At 57.7% G+C, this 16,371-nt stretch carries 15 protein-coding genes; 7 read left to right on the forward strand and 8 right to left on the reverse strand.

What is annotated here, in order from left to right; genetic code table 11:
- Positions 1-62: 62 nt before the first annotated feature.
- The 6 genes from IMCC12053_RS10740 to IMCC12053_RS10765 form a co-directional block, all read right to left on the reverse strand.
- Positions 63-686, reverse strand: coding sequence for an ATP-dependent Clp protease proteolytic subunit (locus tag IMCC12053_RS10740; RefSeq protein WP_062218920.1), 624 nt, complete (start codon positions 684-686; stop codon positions 63-65).
- 119 nt (positions 687-805) lie between these two features.
- Entirely contained in the window at positions 806-1,090 is a 285-nt protein-coding gene (locus IMCC12053_RS10745) for a hypothetical protein (protein WP_062218922.1), read from the reverse strand.
- 10 nt (positions 1,091-1,100) lie between these two features.
- On the reverse strand, positions 1,101-2,189 hold the full coding sequence (locus IMCC12053_RS10750; RefSeq protein WP_062218924.1) for a DUF1513 domain-containing protein: 1,089 nt from the start codon (positions 2,187-2,189) through the stop codon (positions 1,101-1,103).
- Position 2,190: 1 nt separating this feature from the next.
- Positions 2,191-3,204 carry an imelysin family protein gene (locus IMCC12053_RS10755; protein WP_062218926.1) on the reverse strand — a complete coding sequence of 338 codons (1,014 nt, stop codon included), beginning with the start codon at positions 3,202-3,204 and terminating at the stop codon, positions 2,191-2,193.
- 14 nt (positions 3,205-3,218) lie between these two features.
- The gene (locus IMCC12053_RS10760) at positions 3,219-4,784 is read right to left on the reverse strand and encodes a di-heme oxidoreductase family protein (protein ID WP_062218928.1); all 1,566 of its coding nucleotides are present in this window, start codon (positions 4,782-4,784) and stop codon (positions 3,219-3,221) included.
- Between the two features lie 3 nt (positions 4,785-4,787).
- On the reverse strand, positions 4,788-6,053 hold the full coding sequence (locus IMCC12053_RS10765) for an imelysin family protein (RefSeq protein WP_062218930.1): 1,266 nt from the start codon (positions 6,051-6,053) through the stop codon (positions 4,788-4,790).
- A gap of 247 nt (positions 6,054-6,300) precedes the next feature.
- On the opposite strand from IMCC12053_RS10765, the gene IMCC12053_RS10770 reads away from it, so the two are divergent.
- The 3 genes from IMCC12053_RS10770 to IMCC12053_RS10780 are packed head-to-tail and all read left to right on the forward strand — an operon-like array spanning position 6,301 to position 8,998.
- On the forward strand, positions 6,301-7,173 hold the full coding sequence (locus IMCC12053_RS10770; protein WP_062218932.1) for a transketolase: 873 nt from the start codon (positions 6,301-6,303) through the stop codon (positions 7,171-7,173).
- Positions 7,170-8,237, forward strand: coding sequence for a transketolase family protein (locus IMCC12053_RS10775; protein WP_417903490.1), 1,068 nt, complete (start codon positions 7,170-7,172; stop codon positions 8,235-8,237). Before IMCC12053_RS10770 ends, IMCC12053_RS10775 begins: the two co-directional genes overlap by 4 nt.
- Positions 8,238-8,245: 8 nt before the next feature.
- Positions 8,246-8,998, forward strand: coding sequence for an SDR family NAD(P)-dependent oxidoreductase (locus tag IMCC12053_RS10780; RefSeq protein WP_062218934.1), 753 nt, complete (start codon positions 8,246-8,248; stop codon positions 8,996-8,998).
- A gap of 86 nt (positions 8,999-9,084) precedes the next feature.
- On the opposite strand, the gene IMCC12053_RS10785 is transcribed toward IMCC12053_RS10780, so the two are convergent.
- Positions 9,085-10,071: a LysR substrate-binding domain-containing protein gene (locus IMCC12053_RS10785; protein ID WP_062218936.1), complete on the reverse strand. Its 987-nt coding sequence runs from the start codon at positions 10,069-10,071 to the stop codon at positions 9,085-9,087.
- 12 nt (positions 10,072-10,083) lie between these two features.
- Positions 10,084-10,812: a GntR family transcriptional regulator gene (locus tag IMCC12053_RS10790; protein ID WP_062218938.1), complete on the reverse strand. Its 729-nt coding sequence runs from the start codon at positions 10,810-10,812 to the stop codon at positions 10,084-10,086.
- 254 nt (positions 10,813-11,066) lie between these two features.
- Here IMCC12053_RS10790 and IMCC12053_RS10795 point away from each other — a divergent pair, with 254 nt between their 5' ends.
- The 4 genes from IMCC12053_RS10795 (at position 11,067) to IMCC12053_RS10810 (ending at position 16,363) form a co-directional block, all read left to right on the forward strand.
- Positions 11,067-12,086 (forward strand): TRAP transporter substrate-binding protein, encoded by a 1,020-nt coding sequence (locus tag IMCC12053_RS10795; protein ID WP_062218940.1) that lies wholly within the window; start codon positions 11,067-11,069, stop codon positions 12,084-12,086.
- A 128-nt stretch (positions 12,087-12,214) separates the two neighbouring features.
- Positions 12,215-13,027 (forward strand): TRAP transporter small permease subunit, encoded by an 813-nt coding sequence (locus tag IMCC12053_RS10800; protein WP_062218942.1) that lies wholly within the window; start codon positions 12,215-12,217, stop codon positions 13,025-13,027.
- Positions 13,027-14,622, forward strand: a complete 1,596-nt coding sequence (locus IMCC12053_RS10805) for a TRAP transporter large permease (RefSeq protein ID WP_062218944.1) — start codon at positions 13,027-13,029, stop codon at positions 14,620-14,622. Before IMCC12053_RS10800 ends, IMCC12053_RS10805 begins: the two co-directional genes overlap by 1 nt.
- A gap of 247 nt (positions 14,623-14,869) precedes the next feature.
- Positions 14,870-16,363 (forward strand): UxaA family hydrolase, encoded by a 1,494-nt coding sequence (locus tag IMCC12053_RS10810; RefSeq protein ID WP_062218946.1) that lies wholly within the window; start codon positions 14,870-14,872, stop codon positions 16,361-16,363.
- Positions 16,364-16,371 lie beyond the last annotated feature (8 nt).

A 16,371-nucleotide genomic window follows, 5' to 3' on the forward strand; every position in this document is an offset into this window, starting at 1 on the left:
AATGCCAAAATCCATGCGTTTAAACCATGTTGACATCAGCACCCTACGAAGGCCGTTCTACATCACGCTTCGATATCGCCACGGCTTTCGACAATCTCGTCGATCAGTCCGAACTCTTTTGCCTCTTCAGCAGACATGAAGTTGTCACGCTCAAGCGCATCCACAACTTCTTTCATCTTGCGGCCCGTGTGTTTGACGTAAATGCCATTCAAACGATCTTTGAGCTTTTGGGTTTCTTGAGCGTGGATCATGATATCCGTGGCCTGCCCCTGATAGCCACCGGAGGGCTGGTGCACCATGACGCGCGAATTTGGCAGCGAGAACCGCATACCTTTTTCACCAGCCGTCAACAACAGCGACCCCATTGATGCGGCTTGACCCATCACAAGTGTGGACACTTTGGGGCGAATATATTGCATCGTGTCGTAAATCGACAAACCGGAGGTCACGACACCGCCCGGGCTATTGATATACATAGCGATTTCTTTGTTCGGGTTTTCGGCCTCAAGGAACAATAGCTGCGCGCAAATCAGGCTCGACATGCCGTCATGCACAGGGCCGTTGAGGAAAATGATCCGCTCTTTGAGCAGACGCGAGAAAATGTCATATGCGCGTTCACCACGGCTCGTTTGTTCAACGACCATGGGGACGAGCGTGTTCATATAGGTATCAATCGGATCTTTCATCGTCGCCTGCCTCTGGAATTCTTGTGGATGATTAGCGCGGAAGTGTTACTTGAATCTTAGTTTCGGAACGGGGGACCTGCAAGGTGCGCAGGTGAGCTTCACACAATTCTATTAAAAATTTATTCACTGTCCGCAGATTTGTTTGAGTTTTTTGCGACAACCTCGCCCCGTTTGGCCGCGTCCGCTGCGTCTTGTTCGTCAAAGAACGCGGTCCATGCCTGCGCATCGAACACGATAAAGAACTGATAGACGAGGTAGCCACCCGCCGCGAGAAACAGCATGCCGAACCCCGCCGAGCCGGATGAAAACTCTAACGCGCCCCAAAACAGCGTCAGACCTGAAAACAGAATGCGCCGCCACAAGGGCAGCATGAAACGGGTGCGAACATCGAGAAAATTTGTCATGACGACGATCTCACACCATGGCGGCGAGAGATACAAGGTGATTGTCCCACATTAACCCCTGTGCAAGATTGAGCGGACGCATGCTCTGCCCGATCTCCATCAATCCGCCAAGTCCGTCCGAACCGAGCCAGCCATCGCCGCGCGGCGCCAAGCCACATATATCTGCGCGCACAATCGCCCCCAAATACTGCCCTTCGGTGTCAAACCGCTGCATCAGGCCACCCTTGGGCGATGTAATCGCCACTTCGCGTCCGTTCCCCGAAAACGCGACAGATCCCGCGTAGTTTTTCATGCGGCCCTGCTCCCCCATCGGCGCATGCGCCAAAACGGGACGCGCACAACGACGATGCAAGCCTAGCAACGGGACGCTCAGGTCGCGATCACCCTCCCACTGCATTGCAAACGCCACTTGCCCGTCTGGCCCCAGCGCCAAATGACGGATCGAATTTTGACGAAGCGGCGCATCAAGCGTCACAATCTCCTCGATCTCATAATCACGCGACAAATAGGCCAGCGAGGCCACCATGGTGTCGATATTGAGTTTGTCGCGCCCCTCGCCGTGATCGGGATGGGTAAAAATACCGCCGTTGGCCACGACGAGCGATCCATCGGCGCGTTGTTTGACATCATGCGGCCCGATACCGCCCGTCTCCACCTCGCCCACACGCACGTAGCCCCGCGTGCGATCCCAAATGCCAAGCACGCCTTTGCGCGCGCCATAATTGTTTTCGGGCGTCAAAAGCGTATCGCCGCCATCGACAAACACCCCATGCCCCATAAAATGACGCCCTTCGGGGGTTTGCAGACGGTGCATCACCTTGCCGGTCACACAGTCGATCACCACCGCAAATGTTCCCGGTCGGCGGGCAAATCCTACCGCTTCGGGACGGGTCGGATGAACGGCGGCTGCGTGACCACGCGCAGGCAGTGGCACACGGAAAATGATCTGGGCGTTTTCGTCCAACCCAAACAGCGCGTGCCCGCCTGACGCCTCTTTTGCCGCGCCCAAAAACGCAGGGCTACCCGCATCGGCCCATGAGACGTTCGGCACAAACGCCGCCGCAGTCAGACCCGCCAAAAATCCGCGCCGTGTGGTCATGTTAATCTCCGTCCCCCGCGTTAAACCCCGCAGAGACCTGCAAGGGCGCACCAATTTCATTGGCCAAGGCATGGGATGCAGCCTCGATCCGTTGTTGGATCACTTCCATTTTGAACCGCTCCCCGATCTGGTCGGCCGTTGCAAAGGTGGGTGCATTTAGCGCATCGATCTGCGCCACGGCCTCTTGGAGGAGAGCCACGGTGTGTGGCGCGCCATTGGGGGCCAGCGCGTCCGCCAGCGCCCCAATCGCCACCAGTGAGCCGCTAACATTGCGGGCAGAGCGCGCGGAGCGCCACGCTTCGGCACGGGTCGGGCGCGGTTTGTCAAACGAGCCCATCGGACGGCCTAGGCGCACGCCGCGATTGTGCTCCAAACTTGCCGTGAGGGTGGTGTAGAGCGCCTGAACCGCCTCGCGGGGCGTAAAATAATGCGTATTGTCTGCGTCCCCTGCGGTCTCCAACGCGCGTGCAAACCCTGCTGATCCGAACCACGCATGATCGACATCATCGGCCATCGACGCGAGATCTGTGGCTTGCGCCTGAACCAAAGCACAGGCGTAGCTGTCGCGCGCATAGCTTGAGAACTGCGGATCAAACAGCATGTATTCCAGTGCAAACAGGCCGCGCGCAGCAATCGATACCTCGCCAAAGCCCTGTGCATCCATCACCACGCCATCCTCATCCGCAATCATCGCCGCCAGCGCGCGAGGGATCATACCCTTTTTGTCGGGCCAAAACGAAATGGCTGTGGCATGTCCGCCCGCATCAAACGACGACAGAGCAAAGAGTTGAACGCGCAGCCACGCATCGAACACTGCGTGATAGGATTGTGTGAGCTGCGGCGCGGTGCAATCGCCCGTGGCCGCCTGTTCAAGGTCATGTGCCGCGCGTCCAAACGCAGTGACCGCAGGATCGACATACTGTGTCACCACGCGGCTCACGGCGTCTTGCAGTGGATCGGCAGACGCCGGCAGCACGCAACTGGCGCAGGCCAAGGCAAAAATGAAATGACGCATCTAAAATCCTGTTCTTAAAGGCTTTCAAGGAAACGCAATAGCGCGTTGCGCTGTGTAGGGTCCATCTGGATAACGGTATCGCGCGCCTTTTGTGCTTCGCCGCCATGCCATAGCACCGCCTCCAAAAGCGAGCGCGCGCGCCCGTCGTGCAGAAAATAAGTATGTCCGGAGACCTGCCGCGTCAAACCAATCCCCCACAATGGGGCTGTGCGCCATTCGCGACCCGTGGCCCGCCCCTCTGGACGGTTGTCAGCAAGCCCTGCCCCCATATCGTGCAGCAACAGATCGCTATACGGCCAGATCAGTTGAAACGACTGTGCGGCCTTTGCCTCCCCCGCGAGACGCGCAGTGACATATTTTGGAACGTGACAGGCCGCGCATCCTGTCTCATAAAACACCGCCTTGCCGCGCAACACCTGTGTGTCATCCACATCACGGCGCGCAGGTACGCCTAGGTTTGAGGCGTAAAACGCCACAAGATCCAACCCCGCCGCATCTATTTCCGTGCCGCGCACATCGCCGTCACCGTGAATGGCCGCGACACAATCCGGTTGCAGCGCCGTACAATCGCCCGCAGGATCAGGCACGAGAGGCGTGGAAATGCCGATGTCACTTGAAAACGCGGCGGCGGATTGTTCAAGGACCGAAGGACTGCCCGCCTTCCACCCGAAACGCCCCAACATCGGCTGATCATGCACATCCGACCAAACGATTTGGGCGCGTCCGGAAATACCATCTCCATTCGCATCATCGGGATCGGCATGGGCCAGAATGTCATCCGTTGCAATTGCGTCGAGCAACCCCAAACCAATCATCGGATTGGCCACGCGTGCGGAGAGAACCGCCTCGGGCGACAGCGCGCCATATCCCGCCTCCACAACCGCATAGTCGGGCTTGCGCAGCCAAACGGTGTCGCCACCGCTCAAGGTGACAGGCTGTTCGCTATAGCGGATGTCAATTTTGCCCTCGGATGCAAAACCTTGCACCGCAACATCTTGAATCTGTGCGCCGTACACGGGATCGGGGAGCATGGGCGGCGTGGCCTGATCCCCATCGAGCGTGGCAAGATAGAGGTCTATATCACGCAACTGCGCAGTCTGGGACGCCGGTACAGACACGCGCAGAACCATCGACACAGCACTGTCATCTGACGTTTCAGGCGGATGCCCCCGACCGTCCTTGAGGTGGCACCGTTGACAGGCGCGCGCATTATACAGCGGGCCAAGCCCATCGGAGGCCAACGTCGATGAGGGCGACGACACCCATAGTTTTTTGAACAAGCCGTTGCCCAGTTTGAACGTTAATTCCTGTTCAAACGTCAGGTTCGCCGCGCTTTGCGAAAAGGCTTCGCTGTCGGGGCGCGCGCGCACCGTGGCCGCCCCTGCGGGCTTTGCCTCAAAGGGTTCTGGCGCGTCGAACATCGTGGCAGGTGTCGTAATCTGCGCAATCCGCGCGGCCTCATCCGCCGTTCGGGTGACCACGCTCAAGTGCGGATCACCCAAGGCCAAATCGGCCGCCGCCGCCCCGTGCGCAAGCAAGGCACAACCTGCACCAAGAGCAAAAAGGCGGCGGCGTATCATAGCTTACTCGAACACAGCGTTAGGATTGTCGAGGCTGTCGGAGCCTTCGACCTCAATCGCCGAGGCCGTCAAGACCGTCACCGCCCGTTCGATATCGCGGGTCTGTGCAACAAGCGCATCAACCGCCCCCATGATCAACGCCTCGCCCGCAACATTGCCGCGCGCCAACATCTGATCGTAGGAGAACCCCGCCTCCGCCGCCGCTTTAAACGTGCCGAGCTGCGCCACGGAATGATCAAGAGCCGCCGACAAATCAGCCGCCACATCCGCATCCGATGCCGCCAAAAGATCGTTCAAGCTCTCGCCTTTTATAAGCGACCCATCGGCCCGCACATATTGTCCGACATAGACATTGCGAATGCCAAGACCGTCATAATAGTGCGAGTTGTGCGTGTTGTCGGAAAAACAATCGTGCTCTTCCTCAGGATCGTTGAGCATCAGACCAAGCTTCATCCGCTCACCGGCTTGCTCGCCATATGACAGCGACCCCATGCCGGTGAGCATCGCGGTGATGCCCGCAGCGGGGTCGGTCACCACCGCCTCACGCGCCTCACCACCCTCGGCCCATGCCGCCGTGATGTATTCGAGATCAGACACCAATAGCTTGGATGCCGCGGACAAATACGCGCCACGACGATCGCAATTGTCATTGGTGCACGCGTCCCCTTGGGCGTAATCCGTCCACGCACGATTGCCCGCGCCATGATCGGTCCCGTTTAGATCCTGCCCCCACAGCAGAAATTCGATGGCATGATAGCCCGATGCCACATTGGCCTCGATCTCATCTGCCTCGTGCAGCGTATCACTGATGAATGCGGGGGTGATCGTGGTCGCGTCGATCTCTTCGCCAGATAGGGTAAAGGTCGGGTTTGCAATCACATTGAGCGCGCGAAAGGCGTTCTCATCGCCCGCTCCGCCATACGCGGCGTCCACGTAGTCGATCAACCCCTCATCAAGGGGCCATGCGTTCACCTTGCCCTCCCACTCATCTACAACCGCGTTGCCGAACCGGTACACTTCGGTTTGCTGATAGGGCACGCGGGCCCGAATCCATGCGGTTTTTGCAGCGGCCAGAGTTTCGGCGGACGGCGCGGCAATCAGCGCATCAATGGCCCCATCAAGAGCCTGTGCAGTGATCAAGCTGTCGCCATAGGCGGCTTCAGCAATATTCGCGTAATTGGTGACGACTTCGGCGGCCCCTGCGTGTGCAGACATCGGCAAAATTGCGGTCAATGTGGCGGCTGTGAACGAGAATGCGGTGCGTTTCATTGTAAATCTTATGTCCCTTTGGCGTAGAAATCAGAACTCTGTGACGAGAGTCGATGTGCAATGCGCCTTATCTGACAATTTTACTCTGATACGTCAATCCCGATTCTTTTAATAAGGTATAGACCCGCCCCGCACCCGCTGGTTCACTTTAGCCCAACACCAACCTTATCTTTAGTAGAACTTAATTGCTGTTTTCTCACCTTCCGTGACAGATTGACCAAACACAACCACCACTCGGGAGGCAACGGTGCCTGCATCCGCCCCATCCAACACACTCGCTAACGCGGGCTCCAACACCTCACTAGCACGGCGTGCATGGAACATTCGCCGCACCGCGCTGCGCATGGGCGAGGTCCAAGGACAGGGCTATATCGGGCAAGCGTTGGGCGTGGCGGATGTGCTTGCCGTGACGCATTTTCACGCGATGACCTACCGCGCCGCCGATCCCGAATGGGACGGGCGCGACCGCTTTTACCTGTCGATCGGCCACTACGCGATTGCCGCCTACTCCGCGATGATCGAGGCGGGGATTTTGCCCGAGGCCGAGCTGGACACCTACGGGATGGACGATAGCCGCCTGCCGATGTCGGGCATGGCGTCCTACACGCCCGGGATGGAGATCACCGGCGGATCGCTTGGCCACGGGCTTGGCATCGCTGTTGGGGCAGCCCTTGGATTAAAACGTAAGAAATCAAAGAGCTTCATCTACAACCTGATGTCGGACGGCGAGCTTGGCGAAGGATCGACATGGGAGGCTGTGATGTCCGCCGTGCAGTGGAACCTCGACAATCTGATCTGTGTTGTGGACTTCAACGACCAACAGGCGGACGGGCCAAGCACCAACGCATTGGCCACCCCGCGCTACTCGGAAGCCCCCAAATGGGAGGCGTTCGGATGGCATGCCCAAGAGGTGGATGGCAATGATCTCGACGCGCTTGTCACCGCATTCGACGCCGCGCGCGCCCTCACAGACCCCAAACCCCGCGTCATCATTTGCAACACCAAGATGTGCAAAGGCGTGCCGTTTCTGGAAGCCCGCGAAAGCACGCATTTCATCCGCGTCGACGCCGATGAGTGGGCCAAAGCTATCGCTCATCTGGATACGGAGTGCCCCGCATGACCTCGTCAATTCGCGCCCATTCGGGTGATGTGCCGTTCGGGGCCATGTCACGGCGCATCTCCAAATACACCGAGCGCACGGCACCGACCGAGCGCCACGCCACCTCCGCCATGATCGCCTCCCTCGACGCCGAAGGGCGCGACACGGTGTCGGCCCCCTTTGGTCACGCGCTATGCGATCTGGCCGCCACACGCGACGACATTGTGGGGCTGTCTGCGGATTTGAGCAAATACACCGACATGCATGTTTTCGCTGCAAAATATCCTGACCGGTTTTATCAGATGGGCATGGCCGAACAGGTGATGATCTCGGCGGCGGCGGGACTTGCGCGTGAGGGCTTCACCCCCTTTGCCACCACCTACGCCGTGTTCGCCTCGCGCCGCGCCTATGATTTCATTTGCATGGCGATTGCCGAGGAAAACCTACCCGTCAAAATCGTCTGCGCCCTGCCCGGATTGACCACGGGCTACGGCCCGAGCCACCAAGCCACCGAAGACCTCGCGATCTTTCGCGGACTGCCGAACCTGACCATCGTCGATCCGTGTGACGCGGTGGACACGGCACAGGCGACCAAAGCCATCGCCGATCACAACGGCCCCCTTTACATGCGTCTGCCGCGTGGCAATGTGGCCAATGTGTTGGGCGACTACGGCTATGAGTTCAAACTCGGCAAAGCGCAGATGATCCATGACGGCAATGACGTGTTGTTCATCTCCACGGGGCTGATGACAATGCGCACGCTTGACGCGGCCAAGCGCCTCAAAGCGGACGGGATCGACTGCGCGGTCCTGCATTGCCCGACCATCAAACCGCTTGATGTCGCCACGATCAAAACGGAGGCCGCCCGCAAAGGCCGCCTTGTGGTCACGGCGGAAAACCACACGATTGTGGGCGGATTGGGCGAAGCGGTCGCGGCGGAGTTGATGCGTTCGGGCGTGTTCGTGCCGTTCAAATCCATCGCCCTGCCCGACGAATTTCTCGACGCGGGCGCGCTGCCCACGTTGCACGATCAATACGGCCTCAGCGTGGATGCTGTGGTCGCCAAAATCAAATCCTGGATGTGAGACACAACATGAAACTACTCGACGGCAAAATCGCAATCATCACCGGTGCCGCCTCCCCGCGCGGTCTTGGCAAAGCCACCGCACACCTGTTTGCCGAGCACGGCGCAACCGTGGCCATTCTCGATCTCGACGCGGATCACGCCGCCGCAGCCGCCGCCGATCTTGGCGCGGGCCACATCGGATTGGCCTGTGACGTGACCAACAAGGACGATTGCATCGCCGCCGCAACGGCCGTGGTTGCCGCCCTTGGCCGCATCGACATTTTGGTCAATAACGCAGGCATAACCCAGCCGCTCAAACTCATGGACATTGCGCCCGAGAATTACGAGGCGGTCACCGACGTATCCTTGCGCGGAACGCTTTACATGTCTCAGGCGTGTATTCCGACCTTGCGCGCCCAGAAATCCGGCTCCATCGTCAACATGTCGTCGGTGTCGGCACAGCGCGGCGGTGGCATTTTCGGCGGGCCGCACTATTCGGCGGCAAAGGCGGGTGTTTTGGGCCTGACCAAGGCAATGGCGCGCGAACTGGCCCCCGATGGCATCCGGTCCAACGCGATTTGCCCCGGCTTTATCGCGACCGACATCACGGCGGGTAAATTGACGCCGGAAATGAAAGCCCAAGTGCTTGACGGTATCCCGATGGGCCGCGCGGGCGAGGCCTCCGATGTGGCGGGATGCGCATTGTTCCTTGCGTCCGAATTGTCGGCCTATGTGACGGGCTCCGAGATCGATGTGAACGGTGGGTCCCTCATTCACTAGCGAGGCTTCGCAACCATAGCTTTCGAGCGAGACTCAAAAGGCGCGTCCCATTGGGCGCGCCTTTTTCGTTGCGTCTTTGGGTGGGCTTAATCCGGTGCGCCGTGCGCCAATTCGGTCGCCGCGTTGATCTCCAGATCATGCAGACCGAGCCGCGTTTTGAGATCGCTCACCATGGTCGCATGATCCACAGCCTTTTGCGCAATCCAATCGGTAAACAAGCGGACCGCACGACGATTGAGATGGCGCGGCGGACAAATCAGCCAATAGGCGGGAAAGGTGAACACGGGCAATTCGGGCGAAACCGGAACAAGACGCCCCTGCGCCACTTCGGGGGCGGCAAGTGCGAGGCTTTCCAACACAACCCCCTTGCCGTCCAGCGCCAGTTGCAACGCCAAAGACGACCGATCCATCAAAACCGATTTCGTGTTCGACGTGACATCCAAGCCATTGCGCCACACCCAAAAATCCCACTGACACATCGCGCGCGCACTATCGATCAAGCGCGCCGCATTCAGGCGCGCGGCGGGATCAACCTGTAGTCCACCAAGCGTGGCGAGGTATTCAGGACTGGCCAAGGGCAACACCTGATCTTGCAGCACGGGCGCGCTATGAAACGCCGGCCAATTGCCCGACCCGTAGCGAATATCAAGGTCCATCAATTCGCGCTCGAAATCGGTTGGATCGGGCGCGGCATCAACCCGCAGATCAAAATCAGGGCACAGATCAATGAATTCCGACAGGCGCGGCCCAAGCCAACGCACCCCGAACGAGGGCATCACGCGCAGATTAAGCCGCCGCGTTTCGCGGGCTTTGCCTAGGTTTTTACGGGCTTCCGACAACATCCGCAGCGCGGTGGCCGAGGTTTGAAACAGCTGTTCGCCCTCCAAGGTGAGCGCGAGATTGCGCCCCTTGCGGCGAAACAGTTTGATCCCAAGCTGTTGTTCTAAAAGTTTGACCTGTTGGCTGACGGCAGAGGGCGACACCGACAACTCTTCGGCCGCGACCGTGAGTGAGCCACGCCGCGCCACGGCCTCGAAATGAAGAATCGCATTTAGGTTATTGCCGCGCGCCATCTATGTGCTCGATCACTTGAACACAGGCGTATCATCGCCCTGCTCGCAGGCCTCGACGCCCAAGGCTGCATCGTGCTTCATCACCTCTTTGAGGTCTTCGCCCAAATGGCCCAAATGGGTATGAATCGCTGCCGCCGCGCGCTGTGGATCGCGCGCACGCATGGCCTCAATGATGGCTGTATGTTGGGTGACAACGCGTTGACGGTTGCGTTTTTCCATCGCCGTCAAATACCGCGCACGCCACAGTCGCTGCAACAACGCTGTATGCATATCGGCGAGCGTTTCGTTGTGCGACATGCGCGCAATCAACGCGTGAAACCGCATGTCCATTTCGAACATATCAAGCGGATCACTCTCGTCAAAGGTGTCGGACATTACTTGGGTCAGGTCACAAATCTCGTCAATCTCGGCATCCGAGGCGGCACGACAGGCGATCTCGGCGGATAGTTTTTCAAGATTGAGCATCACCTCAACCTGATCCGCGAGGGTTTTGAAACTGGGATTCGCAACGATTGGCGAGCGAGCGCGGCGCAGAATCACCAAGCCCTCTTGAGCAAGGATTCGGATGGCTTCGCGCATGGGTGTACGGCTCACTCCAAGCTCTTCGGCATTATCGCGCTCTTTGATCGCATCACCAGGGTTCAGGCGACCCCTAAGGATATCTCGCCGTAACGAATGAGCTATTTTCTCCGGAAGGTTATCTCCGTGAAACCCGCCCTCTAGATCATTCAATTCGTTCATAAAAGTCGCCTCAAACCAAGAATATGTGTCTCCGTATTCAGCGACCATAACATCTTTTTTAATTTGGTATACCAAAAGTTGTTGATTGTCGCCACGGGTTCGGTTTAGCGTCTTTCTTGTGATGGTATACCATCTGATGTCGTGGCGTCCTCTGAAACGGGGGCGTACTCATCCGGGAGGGATGACGCGATACATAAAACGAAGGACAACCATGTCCCGGCTGTGGTCACGCAGCCATCCTAGGGAGGGATTTTATGAAACTGACTTCAATTCTCAAAACCGCAGCACTCGGTGCTGTGATTGCTGTTCCGGCGATTGCACAGGACGTAACAACACTGCGCATCTCCACGCACTACGCAACAGAGCACCCCTCGGGCAAGCTTGCTGCGATCTTCGTTGATGACGTAGAAACAATGTCCAACGGTTCCATCGACATCGAAATGTTCTACTCTTCGTCCGTGGTTGCCACGACAGAGACTTGGGACGCTGCGGTAAACGGCATTCTCGATTGCGACATGACCGGTGGTGCATACCAAACAGGTAAAAACCCTGCGTTCCAATTCGTTGGCGACATCATGGGCGGCTACGACACACCATACCAGCAGCTGTCATGGCTCTATTACGGTGGCGGCTACGAAGCAGCACAGTCACTCTACAATGAGTACGGCATGCAGCTCGTCGGTTGGTGGATCTACGGTCAAGAATCGTTCGCATCTTCCAAGCCACTTGCAGGTCCAGAAGACTTCAAAGGTTGGAAGTTCCGTTCGCCTCCAGGTCTTGAAACCGAAATCTTCACCGAGCTGGGCGCAACCCCAATCGTTATGGACTTCACCGAGATCTTTACAGCGCTCGAAACAGGCATCATCGACGGCGCTGACGCCTCCGGTCTTGCAAACAACGTGGGCCTTGGTCTCTACGACATCGTGAAGCACGCCAACTACCCTGGCTTCCACTCCATGCCGTCTGACCACCTTGCGTGTAACAAAGACGTTTGGGATGGCATGACAGCGGCTCAACAGCGCATCATGGACACAGCAATGCAGAAACTTTCCCTGCACACTGCGATCTCCAACGAAAAGAAGAACGCCGAAGCAGCAGCAATGCTCAAAGAGCAAGGTGTGACACTTTACGCATGGTCCGAAGAGGACAAAGCTGACTTCCGTGCCGCTGCACAGCGCGCATGGGACGGTTGGGCCGCAAAAACACCTGAAGCAGACGCACTGGTCAAAAGCCACCGCGCCTACCTCGCACAGCTTGGCCTCATCGCAGGTTAAGCAAATGCGTCTCATGACGCATGGGTGACAAGCCCTGGCGGGCCCACACAATGGGCCCGCCATTTTTTTCAAAAAAATGTCCGCCGCGTGAAACGGCTTAATCTCCAAACATAAAAAGGGAGGCCAGGATGAATCAGGACAGTGTCTGGCTCGGCCCCATGCGAGGTCCGGTCAAGAAATTGGCCATCGGCTTTACCGCACTTGCGCTCGCGGTGTTTGCATGGCTTGCCATCAACAAGATATTTACGACGGATGCCCTTGGCATCCATGAAATGATCCGCGCCGAGGGCGGGATTACGGCCAAGCTGATGCTTGGCTCTCTCACTGGGGCCATTTTGTTCGGATCAATCTATTTGTCCGACACCATTGGTGCCATTGAGGACAAACCAAGCGGGTTTTTCGACTACCTGTCACTTGTCACCTCGCGCATCGCCATGATTGCGATCGTCATGATCGTGCTGGTGATGTTCTATGAGGTGGTGTCGCGCTACGCGTTCAACAAACCAACCTTGTGGGCCAACGAATTGTCGCTCTGGATTGCTGCGTTTGTGTTCTTGCTTGCCGGTCAATACGCCATGCAGCAACGTTCACACATCCGTATCTACGTGATCTACGACCTCATGCCACGCTGGATGCAAAAGACATCCGATGTGATTTCCGTGTTGCTGATCTGGGTGTTTTGTTTCTGCCTCGTTTGGGGCGGGTTCAACGATGCATGGACACGCATGTTGCGCATGGAAACCTTTGGCACCGCGTGGGATCCGCCCATTCCCGGGACGCTAAAACCCGCCATCCTATTCATTATCGCTCTCGTGGCTGTTCAGGCGCTCTCCAACCTCATCGCAGATTGGCACAAATCTCCTGAACATCATTCGCCTGCGGACGACATCGACGAAGAAGAGATTGCAATGCTGCGTAAAACACTTGGGGAGGACAAATAATGGTCGATATCGGCACCCTCTCTATCATCGTCTTGTTGGGCATGTTTGCCCTGCTCGCGATCGGCATGCCCTTGGGCTTTGCCTCGGCGTTCCTCGCCGTTGTCACACTTGTCCTCAAGTTTGACGTGGACGTTTTGTTCAACACCTTTGGCCGTGGTCCCCTCTCCGTGTTGGGTCAGGCCGTCTACCGACAGATGACGAACTATGTTCTGATTTCGGTGCCCCTGTTCATATTTATGGCCTCTCTATTAGAGAGGACGGGCATCGCCAAAGACATGTATTCGTCGCTCAATCTGTGGCTCTCTCGTACCCGTGGCGGTATTGCGTTTGTGACCTCGCTCATGGCGGTGATCATGGCGGCGATGTCGGGCATCATTGGTGGCGAAGTGGTTCTGTTGGGCCTCATCGCCCTGCCGCAGATGCTCCGTCTTGGATATAACCAAAACCTTGCGATCGGGACAATTTGTGCGTCCGGCTCGCTCGGCACGATGATCCCACCGTCCATCGTTTTGATTTTCTACGGCCTCGTCACCGAGACCTCGATCAAAGCGTTGTTCACGGCATCCTTCTTGCCCGGGTTTATGTTGGCCTCCTTCTTTATGGTCTACATCTATGTCCGTACGCGGACTAGCCCAGAAATGGCCCCCCTCCCCCCAGAAGATCCCAATGATCCTCGTGGCTCCGAAAAGGGTCTGATGTTCCTTGGCTTCTTGTCACGCTTTGGCATGTGGGCCACCGCCGTCATCTTCTTGCGCGCGCTGTTCTTTACCTTCACAGGGATGAACACGGTAGCTGAAGGTGTCGATCCCATCACGCTTGGGATGGTCTCGGATCTGCCGTATCTCGCGGCTGCTTTTGCGATCTTTGCTGTGGTCGTTTATGTCGTCGTCGGCAAAGAGCGCACCTCCAAAGGTTGGGATATGGGCAAAGGCCTGATCGCCCCAATCATCGTTATCGGCGTTGTTCTTGGCTCCATCTATGGTGGCATCACGGGCATTACCGAAGCGGCAGGTATGGGCGTTGTGGCTGTGTTCTTCATCAGTGTGTCACGCGGAGAAATGACGTTTGACATCGTATGGGACAGCCTGATGCGCACTTTGCGCTCCACAGGGACGATCATCTGGGTGACGATCGGTGCGGCAGCGCTTGCTGCGGCCTATACACTCGCCGGTGGTCCGACATATGTGGCCAATATGATTGTGGCGGCAGACTTGCCGACGATGGGGATCATCCTTGTGATGATGTTTATCTTCCTGATCATGGGGATGTTCATGGACTGGGTTGGCATTGTGTTGCTGATTATGCCCGTGTTCTTGCCCATCGTGCTGCGTTTGCCTGTTGAGGAAATCGGTCTGTTTGGCGAATTGAACCCGCGTCACGTTGCGGTTTGGTTCGGTGTTGTGTTCTGTATGAACATGCAGGTCTCGTTCCTGTCGCCACCCTTTGGTCCGGCAGCGTTCTACCTCAAATCAGTTGCCCCACCGCACATCTCGCTCACGGATATCTTTAAAGGCTTCTTGCCCTTTATCATGATCCAGTTGATCGCCCTGTCGGTTCTGCTGATCTGGCCTCCAATCGTCTCGATCTTCCTCTAGGGGATCGACACACACATCATTGAGACGGGGCGGCGGTCGATCCGCCGCCCCGCTTCGTTTCCTTGTGCCGTGGCGCGCCAGATCTCACGCGCCACCGCACAAGGATCACCTCACGCAAACCATCACGCCAATCACATCCGCAGGCCGCCTCTTGCGCCCGTGTCACAAGCCACCTGCGAAAATGAGCCGTGACAAACTAACATATAAGCTGCACAACACATTTAAGCCCCAACACCCGAGGACCGCCATGACCACCGTTCGCCTGTCTGACGCCGACAATGTCGTCACCGCCAAAACCCAACTTGCCATCGGTGACGAAGGCGCAATTGACATGATCCCGCGCGGCCACAAAATGGCGACCCAAGACATTGCCAAAGGCGAGGCGGTTTACAAATATGCGCAGATCATCGGCTATGCGGCATCGGACATTGCCAAGGGCGCGCATATCCACACCCACAACCTAGAATTTCGCAACGTCGAGGGAGCGGGTTACGAGTTTGGCACCAACCTGCGTCCCGTGGCCCCTGCGACAACCCCCGACACGTTCATGGGCTACAAACGCGACAGCGGTCGTGTCGGCACGCGCAACTATATCGCGGTGCTCACATCGGTAAACTGCTCGGCCACCGCGGCGCGCATGATCGCACAGCATTTCACGCCCGATATTATGGCCAACTATCCCAACGTCGACGGCGTTGTGGCCTTTGTCCACGGCACGGGCTGCGCCATGGGCGGGGATGGCACGGGGTTCGAATTGCTACAACGCACCTTGTGGGGCTATGCCAAAAACCCCAACGTGGGCGGTGTGCTGCTTGCCGGTCTGGGCTGTGAGATGATGCAAATCGACTGGCTGATCGAGGCCTATGGCCTCAAATCCGGTCCCACATTTCAGACGATGAATATCCAAGACGTGGGCGGTCTGCGCAAAACCGTGGCCCTTGGCATCAAAAAGATCGAAAGCATGCTGCCCGAGGTGAACAAGGCCACGCGCGAGGAATGCCCCGCATCGGAATTGATGGTCGCTTTGCAATGCGGTGGCTCGGACGCGTGGTCAGGCATCACCGCCAACCCCGCCGTGGGCTATGCCTGCGACCTCTTGGTGGCGCAAGGCGGCACAGGGGTCTTGGCGGAGACGCCCGAGATTTACGGCGCAGAGCATCTGTTGACCGCGCGCGCGGCATCGCGCGAGATCGGCGACAAACTGATTGATCTGATCAAGTGGTGGGAAGATTACACCACCCGCAACCGTGGCTCGATGGACAACAACCCCTCGCCCGGCAACAAGGCGGGCGGGTTGACGACCATCCTCGAAAAATCGCTGGGTGCTGCGTCCAAGGGCGGCACCACGCCGCTCAATGGCGTGTACAAATACGCCGAACAAGTCACCGCCAAGGGGTTCGTCTTTATGGACAGCCCCGGCTATGACCCCGCTTCTGTGACCGGTCAGATTGCATCGGGGTGCAACCTTGTTTGCTTTACCACGGGGCGCGGATCGGCGTTCGGTGCAAAGCCGTCTCCGTCGATGAAAGTGGCGACCAATACCGAGATGTATACCCGTCTGCACGAGGACATGGACATCAACGCCGGCACAATCATTTCGGACGGAAAATCCCTCGAAGAGGTCGGTCGCGAGATCTACGAGATGTGGTTGCGCATGGCCTCCGGTGAGAAAACCAAATCCGAAGAGATCGGCCTTGGTGATTTCGAATTCGTTCCATGGCAAGTTGGCGCGGTGATGTGAGAAAGGGC

This window comes from Celeribacter marinus (assembly GCF_001308265.1).
Lineage (GTDB): Bacteria > Pseudomonadota > Alphaproteobacteria > Rhodobacterales > Rhodobacteraceae > Celeribacter > Celeribacter marinus.